At 65.3% G+C, this 14,234-nt stretch carries 13 protein-coding genes and 2 riboswitches; of the genes, 2 read left to right on the top strand and 11 right to left on the bottom strand.

Translation table 11 applies throughout. The features are described from left to right. Positions 1-26 precede the first annotated feature (26 nt). Complete coding sequence (locus AC4D2W_RS14875) at positions 27-1,925, bottom strand: ABC transporter ATP-binding protein (RefSeq protein ID WP_490927695.1); 1,899 nt, start codon at positions 1,923-1,925, stop codon at positions 27-29. Positions 1,926-2,052: 127 nt separating this feature from the next. Between AC4D2W_RS14875 and AC4D2W_RS14870 the strand changes: the two genes are divergently transcribed. After that, positions 2,053-3,729, top strand: a complete 1,677-nt coding sequence (locus AC4D2W_RS14870; protein ID WP_490927694.1) for a sensor histidine kinase — start codon at positions 2,053-2,055, stop codon at positions 3,727-3,729. 12 nt (positions 3,730-3,741) lie between these two features. On the opposite strand, the gene fdhD is transcribed toward AC4D2W_RS14870, so the two are convergent. The 9 genes from fdhD to AC4D2W_RS14825 form a co-directional block, all read right to left on the bottom strand. Further along, positions 3,742-4,569, bottom strand: a complete 828-nt coding sequence (gene fdhD / locus AC4D2W_RS14865) for a formate dehydrogenase accessory sulfurtransferase FdhD (protein WP_490927693.1) — start codon at positions 4,567-4,569, stop codon at positions 3,742-3,744. A gap of 136 nt (positions 4,570-4,705) precedes the next feature. Next, positions 4,706-6,004 carry a molybdopterin molybdotransferase MoeA gene (locus tag AC4D2W_RS14860; protein ID WP_490927692.1) on the bottom strand — a complete coding sequence of 433 codons (1,299 nt, stop codon included), beginning with the start codon at positions 6,002-6,004 and terminating at the stop codon, positions 4,706-4,708. Beyond that, the gene (locus AC4D2W_RS14855; RefSeq protein WP_490927691.1) at positions 5,994-6,284 is read right to left on the bottom strand and encodes a DUF6457 domain-containing protein; all 291 of its coding nucleotides are present in this window, start codon (positions 6,282-6,284) and stop codon (positions 5,994-5,996) included. The genes AC4D2W_RS14860 and AC4D2W_RS14855 overlap by 11 nt, the downstream gene beginning before the upstream one ends. 22 nt (positions 6,285-6,306) lie before the next feature. Next, positions 6,307-6,978 carry a molybdenum cofactor guanylyltransferase gene (mobA, locus tag AC4D2W_RS14850; protein ID WP_490927690.1) on the bottom strand — a complete coding sequence of 224 codons (672 nt, stop codon included), beginning with the start codon at positions 6,976-6,978 and terminating at the stop codon, positions 6,307-6,309. Positions 6,979-6,998: 20 nt separating this feature from the next. Beyond that, on the bottom strand, positions 6,999-7,499 hold the full coding sequence (locus AC4D2W_RS14845; protein ID WP_490927689.1) for an HNH endonuclease: 501 nt from the start codon (positions 7,497-7,499) through the stop codon (positions 6,999-7,001). A gap of 211 nt (positions 7,500-7,710) precedes the next feature. Continuing rightward, complete coding sequence (locus AC4D2W_RS14840; RefSeq protein WP_490927688.1) at positions 7,711-8,580, bottom strand: NlpC/P60 family protein; 870 nt, start codon at positions 8,578-8,580, stop codon at positions 7,711-7,713. A gap of 32 nt (positions 8,581-8,612) precedes the next feature. Beyond that, positions 8,613-9,521 (bottom strand): NlpC/P60 family protein, encoded by a 909-nt coding sequence (locus tag AC4D2W_RS14835; protein WP_490927687.1) that lies wholly within the window; start codon positions 9,519-9,521, stop codon positions 8,613-8,615. 3 nt (positions 9,522-9,524) lie between these two features. After that, positions 9,525-9,690, bottom strand: a riboswitch (cyclic di-AMP (ydaO/yuaA leader). A 118-nt stretch (positions 9,691-9,808) separates the two neighbouring features. Next, positions 9,809-10,417, bottom strand: coding sequence for a M23 family metallopeptidase (locus tag AC4D2W_RS14830; protein ID WP_490927686.1), 609 nt, complete (start codon positions 10,415-10,417; stop codon positions 9,809-9,811). A 164-nt stretch (positions 10,418-10,581) separates the two neighbouring features. After that, a riboswitch (cyclic di-AMP (ydaO/yuaA leader) is annotated at positions 10,582-10,794 on the bottom strand. 65 nt (positions 10,795-10,859) lie between these two features. Continuing rightward, positions 10,860-11,558, bottom strand: a complete 699-nt coding sequence (locus AC4D2W_RS14825) for an iron-dependent transcriptional repressor DtxR (protein WP_490927685.1) — start codon at positions 11,556-11,558, stop codon at positions 10,860-10,862. Positions 11,559-11,786: 228 nt separating this feature from the next. On the opposite strand from AC4D2W_RS14825, the gene serC reads away from it, so the two are divergent. Then, complete coding sequence (gene serC, locus AC4D2W_RS14820; RefSeq protein ID WP_490927684.1) at positions 11,787-12,917, top strand: phosphoserine transaminase; 1,131 nt, start codon at positions 11,787-11,789, stop codon at positions 12,915-12,917. Positions 12,918-12,950: 33 nt separating this feature from the next. Here serC and AC4D2W_RS14815 read toward each other — a convergent pair whose 3' ends face one another. Next, a complete protein-coding gene (locus tag AC4D2W_RS14815) occupies positions 12,951-14,225 on the bottom strand; it encodes an MFS transporter (protein WP_490927683.1) in 1,275 nt (424 codons plus the stop codon). Positions 14,226-14,234 lie beyond the last annotated feature (9 nt).

Raw genomic sequence — 14,234 nt, 5'->3', positions numbered from 1 at the left:
GCAGGGAGCCCTGGCACACAGCCCCGCTAGCTGCGGACCTCATCCCCGGCGGCATCCACCGTGGTTTCCACGGCAAACTGTGTGCCGTGCAGTTCCGCATAGCGTCCGCCCAGCTCCAAGAGTTCGGCATGCGTTCCCTGCTCAGCGATGCGCCCTCCTTCGATGACCAGGATCTTGTCCGCATTGCGGATGGTGGACAGCCGGTGGGCAATGACGACGGCGGTTCGCCCTTCCAGCGCCTCTCCCAAAGCGGCCTGCACGGCGGCCTCGGACGTGGAGTCCAGCGCCGCAGTTGCCTCGTCCAGAATCACGATCCGCGGCTGTGCCAGCAGGAGCCGCGCAATAGTCATCCGCTGGCGTTCTCCGCCCGAAAGCCGGTAACCGCGCTCCCCCACCATGGTGTCCAGACCGTCCGGAAGGGAGCGGATGAGGTCTTCAAGGCGCGCACGCCGAAGGGCATCCCAGACCTGGTCCTCGGTGGCATCGGGATTGGCCAGCAGCAGGTTGGACCGGATGCTCTCATGGAACAGGTGACCGTCCTGCGTCACCATGCCCAGGGCCTGGCGGATGGAGGCAAAACTGACATCCCGCACATCCGTGCCGGAAAACCGCACGGCTCCGGAATCGACGTCGTACAGCCGGGAAAGCAGCTGCGCGATGGTGGATTTGCCGGCACCCGAGGTGCCCACCAGGGCAACCGTCTGGCCGGGCTCCACCCGGAACGAGATTCCGTGCAGCACTTCCTCCCCGCCGCGCGAGTCCAGCACCGCAACATCCTCCAGGGAGGCCAGCGACACTTTGTCCGCAGTGGGATAGGCAAACCGCACGTCGTCGAATTCGACGCCCAGCGGACCGTCCGGAACCGGCACCGGATTCTCCTTCTCCCGAATGAGCGGCTTGAGGTCCAGGATCTCGAATACCCGCTCAAAGCTGACCACCGCGCTCATGATTTCCACCCGGGCATTGGCCAGCGAAGTCAGCGGCGCGTAGAGGCGGGTCAACAGCAGCGCCAGGGTCACGACATCGCCGGTGTCCAGGTTGCCGGTCAGCGCAAAGTAACCGCCCAGGCCGTAGACGAGTGCCAGCGCGAGGGCTGACACCAGCGTCAGCGCGGTGACAAATACGGCCTGCATCATGGCCATCTTGACGCCGATGTCCCGTACTCGGGCTGCACGGACGGCAAATTCAGTGGACTCCTGCTCCGGCCGGCCAAAGAGCTTCACCAGGGTGGCTCCGGGTGCGGAGAACCGTTCGGTCATCTGGGTGCCCATGGAGGCATTGTGGTTGGCGGCTTCGCGGCGCAGCGCCGCCAGCTTTCCGCCCATGCGGCGGGCCGGGATCAGGAACACCGGCAGCAGCAGCATCGCCAGAACGGTCACCTGCCACGAGGTATTGAGCATGACTATGAGCGTCAGCACCAGGGCGACAACGTTGCTCACCACCCCGGACAGCGTGCCGCTGAAGGCCTGCTGGGCACCGATGACGTCATTATTGAGCCGGCTGACCAGCGCTCCGGTTCGCGTGCGGGTGAAAAAGGCGATCGGCATTTTCTGGACATGGTCAAAGACGGCTGTCCGCAGGTCCAAAATGACCTGTTCGCCGATTCGCGAAGAGAACCAGCGGGTAGCCAGTGACACTCCCGCATCCGCTACTGCCACTGCGGCAATGAGCAGGGCCAGCCGGATCACGGTTCCGGTGGCGGAGCGGTCCACGATGGCGTTGACCACTTCACCGGCCAGCACCGGAGTGGCCACGGCAAGGAACGCTCCGAGTGTGGACAGCAGGATAAAGCCGATCAGCTGCTTCTTGTAGGGAGCTGCGAACGCGACGATCCGCCTGAGTGTCTCCCGGGAAATCTTGTTGGTGCCGCCCTTGGCAGTGGAGATCTTATGAAGGGAACTCCACGCCGCGCCTTCCATGCTCATGATGAGTCCTCCGTTGTTGTCACTGTCCAGCTTAAGCCTCGGCACTGACACGGCATTCCGAATGCACGCTGGTACACTTCCATTCGCCGCCTGCCATCAGGAACCCGGCAACTGACGAAAGGCTTCCATGCCCACGGCGCTTCTACCGCAGGAGGAAACGTCCGACGCTGCAGACGTGCAGTATGCGGTGGTGGCGGTGCGGAGTCCGGATCTCCGGGCCACGGCGGAAACGGTCCTGCGGGCAGCAGGGGTGGTGCCGCTGCAGGCAACTGATGAACACCAGAGCATCCGGGCGGTCCAGGAACACGACGTCGTCCTGGGCATTGTCGATGCCGACATGCTCGCAAGCGTCCGGCCCGAACAGCTGCGCCGGCTGCGGCAGGAACCTCTCATCGCCGGCGTGCCGATCCTTCTGTTGTCGGGGAACGGGCAACTGGACATAGAGGCAATGGTCCGGGCAGGCATCACCCACTTTGCGAGCGGACGGATTGTGGATGAGGATCTCACCAACCGGGTTGCCCTGCTTCTGGCCGGCAGCCGTGCAACCCGCCGCCGCCGCATCGCAGCAGCCCGCCTCCGGGATAAAACCCGCGCGGTTTCCGCGGCCCTGCGCGCAACCAATGACCCTGAACAGATGGCAGCACTGGTGGTGCAGGGACTCGGTGAGGCATTCGGTGCGTGTGCTGTCCGGATGGACACTTTCCCGGATGAACGGGTTCCGAAGCTGTCTGCATCGTGGAGCCGGGTTCCGGAAGCTGCTGACCTGCCGCAGGTCCCGCTCCCCGATGCGGTTCTGCTGTGTTCCTCCCTGTGGGACCGGGAAACGGTCCTGCGGGTGGAGGACCATCTGTGCCCCGGCACTGTGGAAGACACCATCCTGCCCGCCCGCACGCCGCCCCATCCGCGCACCTCGGTTTTTGCGCCGCTGGCCCACGGGGACCAGGTGTTTGGGTATGTCTGGATCGCGGGAACGGCGGGAGCCCGGAGGTGGAGCCGGACCGAGCTTTCCCTGATCCAGCATGTGTGCGGCAACCTGGCGCACGGACTGCTGCAGGGCCACCTCATTACGGGCCAGCGCGAAGTGGTGACCCGGCTAAGGGAACTTGATCAGGCGAAGACGGATTTTGTGGCCACGGTGAACCATGAGCTGCGAACACCCCTGACTTCCATCACCGGCTACCTCGAACTCATCCTGGACGGCTCAGGAGGGGAGGTCCCGCCGCATGTGGGACAGATGCTGGACATCGTGGGACGCAATGCCGTCCGTCTTAACCAGCTCATTTCAGATCTCCTGACCATCTCGCGCGCAGAGGATCAGACGTTTCTGCCCTCCGTGGAGGAGATCGACCTCGGGGAGCTGCTGTCCTCCGTGGCCGCTGCGCTGGCTCCCGCCGCCGCCGCCAACGCGATTACCGTGCGGCTGGTCCCTGCGGCCGCCCCGCTCCTGGTGGACGGAGACAAAGCCCAGCTGGAACAGGTGTTTACGAACCTACTGTCCAACGCAGTGAAATTTACGCTTCCCGACGGGTGTGTGGAGGTGCGCGGTGACGTTCTCCGCAGCGATGCGGGAGCCCAGGTCCGGGTGGAAGTGGCGGACAATGGCATTGGAATCCCGGAGGCCGATATCCCGAAGCTCTTCCAGCGTTTCTTCCGGGCATCCAATGCAACAGCCGCGGCCATTCCGGGAACAGGGCTCGGTTTGGCCATTGTGCAGGACATCGTCCACCGGCACGGCGGAGAGCTGGGTGTCGACTCCGCTGCCGGGCGAGGAACCACGGTCACCGTTTCTCTTCCCGCCCGCTGACCGGCGCCGGCTTCAGGCCAGAATACGCTCCGGGAACGCGTAGCAGTTCAGCGAAGTGCCGCGGCTGAAGCCCACCAGGGTCATCCCGGCGTCCTGGGCCAGTTCCACTGAGAGGGACGACGGCGCACTCACCGCGGCCAGCACGGGAATCCCGGCAAGCTGGGCCTTCTGCACCAGTTCAAAGGACGCCCGGCCGGAAACCTGCAGCACGGTCCCGCGCAGCGGCAGCATTCCCGCCCGCAGCGCCCATCCCACTACCTTGTCCACCGCATTGTGGCGTCCCACGTCCTCGCGCAGGCAGAGCAGCTCTCCGTCAACACTGAACAGCCCTGCCGCGTGGACTCCCCCGGTGCGGTCAAAGACTTTCTGGTGCTGCCGCAACTTGTCCGGCAGCCCCGCCAGCGTCGGCAGCGGCACACGTACGTCGTCGGCCCCCAGGGAAAAGTGCGAGGACTTGCGCACCGCTTCAATTGAAGCGGTGCCGCAGATACCGCACGAACTAGAGGTGTACACGTGCCGTTCCATGGCTGTGTCCGGAAGCGCAGTTCCGGGGCGAAGCTGCACGTCCACCACGTTGAACGTCTGCTGTCCGGAATCGTCGACGCCGGCGCAGTAGCGCAGGCTGATCAGCTGTCCCGGATCCCAGATAATGCCTTCAGAGACCAGGAAACCCGCCACCAGATCAAAGTCGTCGCCGGGGGTGCGCATGGTTACGGTAAAGGAGCGTCCCTCAACCCTGATTTCCAGGGGCTCCTCACCGGCCAACACATCCTCGCGCTTGGTGGTGGTTCCGTCAGTCCGGAACTTAGTAACCTGTCCGCGGCGGGTAACCCGTCCCATTCCGTCTCCTTAGACGCGTGCCGCACCCGCCCTGTGACGGATCCGCTGATTCTCAGTTGCCCGGCCGGAGTCCCCGGCCGGTTTCCCTTTTTGAGATTAGCTCACGCGGTGCTTTCCGGGGCACCCGCAGAGACATCTACCGTGCCGGCGGCTCCTGCACCGACCAGGGCAACGGCAGTGCGGTGACGGCCTCGTCCATGGTGCACCCCGCCTCGGGCACCACCATGACTGCGTCCGCATCTGCTATTCCGCGGAGCATGCCGGACCGGAAATAGGGGGACGGGACGGCCCGCCCGTTCTCAATCCGGCACGGAACCAACCGCGTTCGTCCGGGCAGAGGCTCCATGTCCACACCCACCAGGACATGGCGCTCCGGCGAGAGCGGTGCTCCGCGGAGTCCATCCAGAAGCGGCTGAAGGACGGAGAATACTGCCATCATCGCCGCCAGCGGGTTGCCGGGGAGAGCGACGAGCAGCCGCCCGTCCGGAAGCCGCGCCAGCATGGTGGGATGTCCGGGGCGCATGGCAATGCCGTCAATCAGCATTTCCGCCTGCATGTCCTCCAGCGCCTGCCGCAGGTGGTCCGCTTCCGAACGGCCCGTGCCGCCGGTGGTGACCAGGACATCACCGGAAGACATGGCGATGGAGGTTTCATCGGTGGCATCGCTGCTCAGTGCAGCCACCACGTCTTCATAGCGGTCCGAGACGCGCCTGACCACATCCATGCGGCCGCCCATCATCGTGATGAGCTGGGGCAGCTGGGGCCCGAAGGTATCCCTGACCTGCCCCGATTCAGGCAGTCCGTACTCGATGACCTCATCGCCGGTCAGCAGGAGGGACACCCGCGGTGCGCGGAGCACCGGCAGGGTGTCGTGCCCGCACACCGCTGCCAGGGCAATGTGCGCCGGGTTGAGGAGGGTCCCCTGCTTGATGGTGACTTCTCCGGCTGCTGCTTCCTCCCCGGCCGGGCGGATATGCTCGCCGTCCGCGGGCTCGTCCGGCCGGGCCGCGGAGCTGAGGTTCAGGACCGGATTGTCGGTTCCGGACACAATGCCGCTTTCAGACCGCAGCACGCTGGAGGCACCGGCAGGAATCATGCCGCCCGTAAGGATGGCGACTGCCTGCCCCGGCTGAAGCGGGCGCCGGCCGGATTCCTTGTGGATCTGCCACCGCTCGATGTGCGGTTCCTCGTGGGTCACGAGATGCCACGGCGCCGGTCCGGCCACTGCCCAGCCGTCCATCGCGGACGAGGCATAGTGCGGCACCGGCTGCAGGGCCGGCGCATCCTGGGCGAGGACCTGGCCCAGCGCATCGGCCAGCTGAACGGTTTCGTAAGGCAGCGCCCGGCCGGCGGAGAACGCCAAGCTGCGTGCATTCTCCCAGGGGGCATTGGGCTGGAGCGGTAGTATCACGGGGGTGGAATTGTCAGTGGTCATTAACGTCTCCGGTTTCACCATAGGTTTTGCACTCCCGGGCTGCCACGCGCATAGCTGCGTTCATGGCCGCAGTGTCGCCGGTCTGGCCGCTGCCTGCCGCGAGGCCTGCAGCGAATCCGGCCACGAAAGTGGTCAGCGGAGCAGCCGGGCGAACCACGGAGTGTGCCGCGTCGGAAGCCAGCTGCAGCACTGCGCTGACATCCACCGTGGTTCCTTCTAGCTCGAAGGCGGTGAGCAGTCTGCGGCACCACTCCTCGAGTTGTTCTTCTTGGCTTGCCATGTTCCTGCTCCTTAACGGGCTTTCAATTGCGCGTTGCGGGATGCTCAGCATCTCCGGCGCCGCCGGTGTCCACCGACCAGCGCCTGGCATCCTCCCACGTGTCAATGTCCGTTGTGCTGTGGGGCGGAACCGTAACGCTCCTGTATTGCACCCTAGCAAGGAGCCGCTTCATCGAAAGGTTTTCCAATCCTGCAGGCCTGTCGAAAAAGCCGATCGCAGCGCCCAGATGGGCCGTCCGGTAGAGCCCGGCCAGCGGCTGCTCGCGTCCGGATTCGTCAACGGCCAGGAGGGAGAGAGGCACCGGGCCGCGTGTGCCGTTGGAAGCTTCGGACAAAAGTGCATTGACTGCCCGGGAGATGAACGGCATGTCACAGGCCAGGACCAGGGTCCACTCGGGCGGACGCCGCCCTGCCTGTTCATCTTGGGCGGCCAGCGCCGTCCATGCCGCCGCCACCGCGGCCGCGGGCCCGGAGAATGGCGGATCTTCGCGGATCAGCAGGGCGGGGATTCCGCCCGCCTCCAGCGCCTCCTGGAGTTGGGGCGGCCCGGCGACAGCCCGTTCGGCAGCACCGGATGCTGCTTCCAGGGCAACAGCCAACAGCGTTCGCCCGGAGGACTGAAGCAGCGCCTTGGGGGTTCCGCCCAGGCGCGACGACCTTCCCCCGGCCAGCACAATGGCGTTGAACGAGGGCATTGCCGTATCCATCACCGGCATCAGGCAGCCGTGCCGGCATCGAGGAACTGATTCCACTGCGGGGCCGGGCGTTCCAGTTCGCGGATTTGCCAACGAGCCCCGCGTGGCGGCTGGGGATGGATGCGCAGCTGCCATCCGAGCTGGTTCAGAGTCCTGTCTCCCTTGGCATTGTTGCAGCGCAGGCAGCAGGCAACCATGTTCTCCCAGCTGTCCTCTCCGCCCCTGGATCTGGGCAGGACGTGATCCACGGTGGAGGCGGCCTTGCCGCAGTATGCGCACTGGTGCAGGTCCCGGCGCAGAACACCCCGCCGTGTAACGGGGGTGCCTTCGCGGTAAGGAATTTTCACGTATCTGTGCAGCAGGATCACCGAGGGGCGCGGAAGAATTTCCGTGGGTCCCACCACTGGATCCCCGCTCTCGGCAATAACGCTGGCCTTCCCTGACAAGACCAGCACCAGCGCCCGGCGGAAGCTCACAACGGCCAGCGGCTCGTAGCCTGCATTCAGAACGAGAGTGCGCATGCACATTCCTCTTCGCCTGCGGTCCTTCGGCGGGAGGTTGCCCGCCGCGGTTGACGGTACTTCACATGATCTATGGAAAGAGTATGCCCGGATCCTGCTCTTCGCCATTTTCGGCGCCGCCCGGCGGTTTAAACGGATCAAGGGTTCCTCCCGGAGGAGAAACCCTTGACCGCTGCCGGCGAACCGGCAGGCAAACTGTGGGTAGCGTTTTCTAGCGGACGTGGATGTACACGCCGCCCGAGCCCAGCTCTGCGGGAGCCACAACAGTGGAATTACCGTTGAATCCACCGTGGATGGCCTGGCCGTTTCCAACGTAAACAGCAATGTGGGCCATGCCCATGCCGCCGTCGGCGTAGTAGATCAGGTCGCCGGGAACCGCCTGGGAGGCGCTGACCGTAGTTCCCAGAGACAGGTAACCGGCGGGCCAGTCATGGAAGCTGATGCCGGCGGCAGCCAGTGAGTTGGTCACCAGCATGGTGCAGTCCTGTGACACGCCCAGCTGCGCATAGGCAGCGGCGGCGATGGTCGCAGCAGTGCCGGAGGAAGCAGCCGGAGCCGCTTCCGGCGCCGGGGCCGGGGCCGCCGCCGGAGCGGAAACAAAACCTGCCGGTTCCATGGCCGGAGCAGCTTCTTCCGTCAGCACTGCCTGGGCAGGTGCCTGGGCAGGAGCCTCGGCCGGCAGCGGCTGCGCTGCCGGCGCTGCCTGGGGCTCGGTTGCCTGCGGCTGCGCAGCAACAGGCTGCACTTCCTCAGACGGAGCTTCCTCAGGCTGCACTTCCGGGGCCAGAATGACGCCGGCCACGGCCGGACGGTCAAAGCTCACCACGGCGGTTGCGGGAACCATCAGCTGCGTAGACGCCGCCAGATCCAACGTGCTGGTTTCCGCGCTGCGGACCACGTCGGAACCTGTTGCGTTGGCCGCAACGCCGGTGCCCAGAACCAGGCCTGATGCGGCAACCACCACAGCGGCCTGACGCCCAAAGGTTCCGGCGTTGGCGGACACTGCCTGCGCAAGCGTGCTCAGCGCAGCGGTACGTGCTGCGGGCGCCCGGTGACGGGCGCGCTCAGTTGTAGATGTCATGCGGGTGCAATCTCCGTTATCTGCAACAGGGCTTAGCTGACGCGGACGAAGCTTGCGCCGCCGAGGTAGGACAGCGGGTGCAGCACGGTGTTCATACCGTCGAAGCCGCCGCTGATGACCTGGCCGTTGCCCACGTAGATGGCTACGTGGCCGGAGGTGATGACGAGGTCGCCGGGCTCGGGCGAGCCAACAACCGAGCCGAAGGCGTAGAACTGTGCGGGGGCGAGGTCGCCCACCGACTTGCCGACGGAGCGCAGTGCATTCTCCACCATGGCGGTGCAGTCCTGAGCAACGCCGAGCTGTGCGTAGGCCGAAGCAACGAGTGCTGCACCGACGCCGCTGGTTACCGGAGCCGGTGCGGGGGCCGGAGCCTGAACCGGTGCGGGAGCTGCAGCGGCGGGTGCCGGGGCAGCAGCCTGGGCCTGAGCCGGCGTGTTGGCCGCGGGGGCCCAGTTGGCAGTGGTGGCTGCCAGCGGTGCGGAAGCCTGCTGCGTCTGAGCGGCAACTGCCTGCTCAGCCTGAACAGCCTGCTCGGCCTGAACTGCAGCGGCCTGCTCAGCCTGAACAGCTGCCTGTTCCTGAGCAGCGGCTTCAGCGGCGGCAGCCGCTTCTTCTGCTGCGATGCGGGCGCGGTAGTCCGCTCCGGAAACGGAGGAGACGGGCTGCATGGTGGCCAGCTCAAACGGTGCCTGTGCGGAGACAGAAACAGCGCCGGTTGAAGTTACGACACTGAGCGGGGTGGCTTCGAGTACCTGGCGGTCGGTGCTGGGGGCTGCCTGGGCGGGAAGGCCTGCAGCGAGGACGAGGCCTGAAGCGGCGACGACGACGGCGGCCTGGCGGCCGATGGTTCCAACATTGGAGGTGACGGCCCGGGACAGTGCTGAAACGGGGCTCGACTGGACTGCGGACGCGCGACGGCGGCCGTGAGCTACTGATGACACAAGTTTGCCTCTCCCAATGCCTACGAGGTGAGCTGTCGGATTCGGATGGGAGTCACCCGGCTGCGTGGGCGGTAAGGCCCATGCAACTTAACCCCTAGGGTTTCTTTCGAAACCCGAATGTGGTTCCCCCGCCTCTGCCATGCGATGTTGCGAACGGACCTCAAACAGTGGCAGAGCTCGGCGATCTGTTCGAGGGTGCCCGACCTTTGGCCGATCAAGCACGAGGATGACCCTACAACAACATTTGTCGAATGTCACGTTCAGGTCACGAAATGGTTATCCTGCGGTCACAGCCAACCGAGCGGGTCAACGACCTCGCCGTTGACCATCACTTCAAAGTGAAGGTGGCAGCCCGTTGAGGCCCCTGTGGTGCCGCTGGCCCCCACCAGGGCGCCGCGCTCCACCTTGTCCCCCACGGCCACAGCTAGGCTGGACATGTGGTTGTACGTGGTTTCCACGCCGTTGCCGTGATCAACCACCACGCGGTTTCCGCCGCCGAAGTCGTGCCAGCCCGAGAAGGTTACGGTGCCGGCTGCGGCAGCCGTGACATCCGTGCCGCAGGCAGCGGCAAAGTCCTGGCCGCGGTGCAGCTCGTCTGCGGCACCGGTGATGGGGCTGACGCGGTAGCCAAAGCCGGACGTCTGAACGAGCTCCGAGGCCAGCGGTCGGGCAAGAGCGCCCGCGGATGCACCGGCGGAAATCTCCGCACCGGACGCCACAGCCACGTGGTGGAGCTTTGCTTCCGGGTCAAACCGGCTGCTCAGGGCGGGCCGGTCAAAGTTAACGGCCGCTGCGGGATCCGCTGAAACTACCGGCGCTTCCACGGCGACAGGCTGCATTTCCTGGGCTGGTTCGCTCACGGCTGCGGTGGTGGGGACCGCAGCAGTAAGGATCATGCCCGAGGCTGCTGCGGTGATGGCGACTTTTTGTGCGGCACCGCCGATGGAGCGGTTTCTGGATTCTGCTCGGCGGCGGCCGGATCTGGGGCCGTTGTCCGGGCGTGGAGCGGGGGCCGGGGCAGACGCGCGGCGCCTGCCCGGGGCAGCATGCTTCGACAAGGTATACCTCTCTCATATGCCTGCGAAGTTAGCTGTCGGATTCGAGTGGAGAAACTCGGCCCCGCATTCAGCGACGGGCCGCACCGTCGATGCGGGGGCAGTGCTGATGCTGGAGGCTTCACCCCAAGGCAGCTCAAGCTGCCGGTGATGGGTCCTCCGCCCCTGCCTGAACTATGTAATTCCGGGCCAGTGGCAGGGTTCGGCGTAAGGCCCGGATAACGGTGTTATTTCAACGTCAGTAAGTCACTATAGGTGAAGATGCCCAAAAGAGACCATTTCGTTATCCGAGTGTGGATACAAACACGTGGGCAGCCACCTCTGGAGGAAGTTCCAGGGCGCCTTCGATTCCGGGAACGCGCACAGAAATGTAGCCCGCCACCACTTCGGCACTGATCTCCGCTCCGGGGCGCAAACCGGCCTCATCGAACTGGCAGAGCAGTTCCGGTTCCACCTGGACCGGTTCGGCCAGCCGGACCAGCTTCATCTTGGTTCCCGGCTCTGCCTGCGCCACAGCGGAAACGAGGTTGGTCACGCCGTCGTGGAACGGTTCAGCGGCCACGCCGCCAATCTCGGCGAGGCCCGGAATTGGGTTGCCGTAGGGCGACTCCGTGGGGTGCCCCAGCAGGTCGTACAGCCGGCGCTCCACGCGCTCACTCATGACGTGTTCCCAGCGGCAGGCTTCGTCATGGACGTAAGCCCAGTCCAGGCCGATCACGTCGGCGAGCAGGCGTTCGGCCAGCCGGTGCTTGCGCATCACTTCGGTGGCGCGGCGGCGGCCCTGCTCGGTCAGCTCCAGGTGCCGGTTGCCCGAGACCACCACCAGGCCGTCCCGCTCCATCCGCCCGATCGTCTGGGACACGGTTGGCCCGGAGTGGCGCAGCCGCTCGGCGATGCGCGCCCGGAGAGCCACGATGTTCTCTTCTTCGAGTTCCAGGATGGTCCGCAGATACATTTCGGTGGTGTCAATGAGGTCCGTCATGGCAGGCCGCTCCTAGGTACTCAATTGGGAAGATCAGGAGAACAACGGCGGACGCCGCCCCCACAGGTCAGTACTGCCAATACGTTAGCTCATCCGGACAAAGGGCAGATAATTCCGTCGGCTCCGGACGACCCGGCGGGCGGGTTCACAAATCGCATGCGGACGGGGCGGTGGGGCAGAATGAAAGGCACATCAGAGCACCCTGCCTACCGCTTGGAGCGACACCCCATGGGCGAAACAGCCGCAGTCAAGATCCCCGCCGAACTCCTTCCCAGGGACGGGCGGTTCGGGGCCGGTCCGTCAAAGGTTCGTCCGGAGCAGCTGGAAGCATTGTCCCGCGCCGGAGCCCGCCTGCTGGGCACGTCCCACCGCCAGGCTCCCGTCCGCAACTTGGTGGGCAGCATCCGCGAGGGACTGTCGAGCCTCTTCCGCGCCCCGGAGGGTTATGAAGTGGTGCTTGGCGTTGGCGGCTCCACCGCATTTTGGGATGTGGCATCCTTCGGTCTGGTCAAGGACAAGGCCCAGCATCTGTCCTTCGGCGAGTTCGGTTCCAAGTTCGCCGCTGCCACCAACAAGGCGCCCTTCCTTGCACCGTCCTCCATCATCAAGGCCGAACCGGGCACCCGTTCCGTTGCGGCGGCCGAATCCGGGGTGGATGTCTATGCCTGGCCCCAGAATGAGACGTCCACGGGTGTTGCCGCCCCGGTGGCACGCGTTGCCGGCGCGGACTCCGGTTCCCTGATCCTGATTGATGCCACTTCGGCGGCGGGCGGCCTGGATGTCGACCTCGCCGAGTCGGATGTCTACTACTTTGCTCCGCAGAAGAATTTCGCGTCCGACGGCGGCCTCTGGCTGGGCATGTTCTCCCCGGCGGCGCTGGAACGGGCCGCGCGGATCAATGCGTCAGACCGCTGGATTCCGGACTTCCTCAACCTGCAGACGGCTATCGACAACTCTCGGCTGAACCAGACCTACAACACGCCCTCGCTGTCCACACTGGTGACCCTCAACGCCCAGATTGAATGGCTCAACGCGAACGGCGGCCTGGATTTCGCCTCGGCCCGCACTGCGGACTCGGCCGGCCGAATCTATTCCTGGGCCGAGGCTTCCCCCGTGGCCACCCCATTCGTTGCCCGGCCCGAGGACCGTTCCAACGTCATCACCACCATTGATTTTGAGGATCACATTGACGCGGCGGCCCTCGCCAAGACGCTGCGTGCCAACGGCGTCGTGGACGTGGAACCGTACCGCAAACTCGGCCGCAACCAGCTGCGCATCGCAACCTTCGTGGCCATTGAGCCGGACGACGTCAGTGCTTTGCTGCAGTGCATCGACTATGTCATTGAGCCCTCCCGGTAGCAGACGGCGCACCCCTGTTGCAGGACCCGGACCCTACGCTGGTTCCGGGTCCTGTTCCGTTTCACTCGTAGTCATGTGCAGCCGGCGGGGAAGGGTCCGGTCATAGTGGATCCGCAGGTGGTGGGCCCGCCAGGCCCAGACAAAACCGACGACGGCGGTGATCAGTCCGGAGGCCGCGGCAACGCCGAGGCTCCACCGCGGCCCAAAGCTGTTGGCTACCCACCCCACCAGCGGGGCGCCGATGGGAGTTCCGCCCATAAAGATGGCAAAGTACAGGGCCATCACACGTCCGCGCATCACCGGCGCAGTGGTGGTCTGGACATAGGCGTTCGCGCTCGTCATCAGCGTCAGCGCAAACAGACCCACCGGAATCAGGGACACCGCGAACCACAGAAGAGTGGGAGAGGCAGCGGAAACCAGGCACGCGGCCCCAAAGGCGCCGGCGGCTCCGAAGACAAAACGCAGCCGGGGTTTGTCCCTGCGGGCCGACAGCAGCGCCCCGGTGACGGACCCGATGGCCATGACGGAGTTCAGCAGTCCAAAGATTCCGGCGTCCTGGCCAAACTCGGTACGGGCCATCGCCGCGATGTACACGGCAAAGTTCAGGCCGAATGTTCCCACAATAAAGATGGCCAGCAGCACCATCACCAGGTCCGGGCGGTACCGGACATATTTCAGCCCTGCCCTGATCCGGCCCTTCCCCGGCGGGGCCTTGGGCAGCACCCGCAGCTCGGAACTGCGCATCTTGAGCAGCGCCAGAACCATGGCGGCGAAGGTGAACGTGTTAATAAGGAAGACCCAGCCCGGGCCAACGGCCACTGTCAGCAGGCCGGCAACTGCCGGGCCCACCATGCGGGCACCGTTGAAGGAGGCGCTGTTGAGCGCAACGGCGTTGGGAAGATCAGCCTCGCCCACAACTTCCGAGACAAAGCTCTGGCGTGCCGGTGCGTCGACGGCTGACACCACGCCCAGGGCCAGGGCAAATGCGTAAACGTGCCACAGCTGGGCCTCGCCGGATAGGACGAGCACGCCCAGGCCAAGGCCCAGCGCAGCCATGGCCACTTGGGTGAACAGCAGCACCTTGCGCCGGTTATAGGTATCAGCCACCAAACCTGCCCACGGCGCCAGAACCAGCTGCGGCCCAAGCTGCAGCGCCATGACTATGCCCATGGCCGCTGCGTCCTGGTCGGTGAGGATGTCATAGACCAGCCAGTCCTGGGCTGTCCGCTGCATCCAGGTGCCGATGTTGGACACCAATGCACCGATGAACCAGATTCGGTAGTTAAAGAAGCGCAGTGAACGGAACACAGCTCAGCA

It is taken from the genome of Arthrobacter sp. TJ-58, from assembly GCF_058269295.1.
The sequence above is the reverse complement of the archived record's forward strand: the minus strand, read 5'-3'. Positions and strand labels throughout refer to the sequence as shown.

What these genes read in the sequence shown, in the direction of transcription:
- AC4D2W_RS14875 (WP_490927695.1), bottom strand. Translation starts at nt 1,925, where the DNA reads ATGAGCATGGAAGGCGCGGCGTGGAGTTCCCTTCATAAGATCTCCACT.
- mobA (WP_490927690.1), bottom strand. Translation starts at nt 6,978, where the DNA reads ATGCCCTCGTTCAACGCCATTGTGCTGGCCGGGGGAAGGTCGTCGCGC.
- AC4D2W_RS14855 (WP_490927691.1), bottom strand. Translation starts at nt 6,284, where the DNA reads ATGGCAAGCCAAGAAGAACAACTCGAGGAGTGGTGCCGCAGACTGCTC.
- AC4D2W_RS14825 (WP_490927685.1), bottom strand. Translation starts at nt 11,558, where the DNA reads ATGACGGACCTCATTGACACCACCGAAATGTATCTGCGGACCATCCTG.
- AC4D2W_RS14845 (WP_490927689.1), bottom strand. Translation starts at nt 7,499, where the DNA reads ATGCGCACTCTCGTTCTGAATGCAGGCTACGAGCCGCTGGCCGTTGTG.
- fdhD (WP_490927693.1), bottom strand. Translation starts at nt 4,569, where the DNA reads ATGGGACGGGTTACCCGCCGCGGACAGGTTACTAAGTTCCGGACTGAC.
- AC4D2W_RS14830 (WP_490927686.1), bottom strand. Translation starts at nt 10,417, where the DNA reads ATGATCCTTACTGCTGCGGTCCCCACCACCGCAGCCGTGAGCGAACCA.
- AC4D2W_RS14870 (WP_490927694.1), top strand. Translation starts at nt 2,053, where the DNA reads ATGCCCACGGCGCTTCTACCGCAGGAGGAAACGTCCGACGCTGCAGAC.
- AC4D2W_RS14860 (WP_490927692.1), bottom strand. Translation starts at nt 6,004, where the DNA reads ATGACCACTGACAATTCCACCCCCGTGATACTACCGCTCCAGCCCAAT.
- serC (WP_490927684.1), top strand. Translation starts at nt 11,787, where the DNA reads ATGGGCGAAACAGCCGCAGTCAAGATCCCCGCCGAACTCCTTCCCAGG.
- AC4D2W_RS14840 (WP_490927688.1), bottom strand. Translation starts at nt 8,580, where the DNA reads ATGACATCTACAACTGAGCGCGCCCGTCACCGGGCGCCCGCAGCACGT.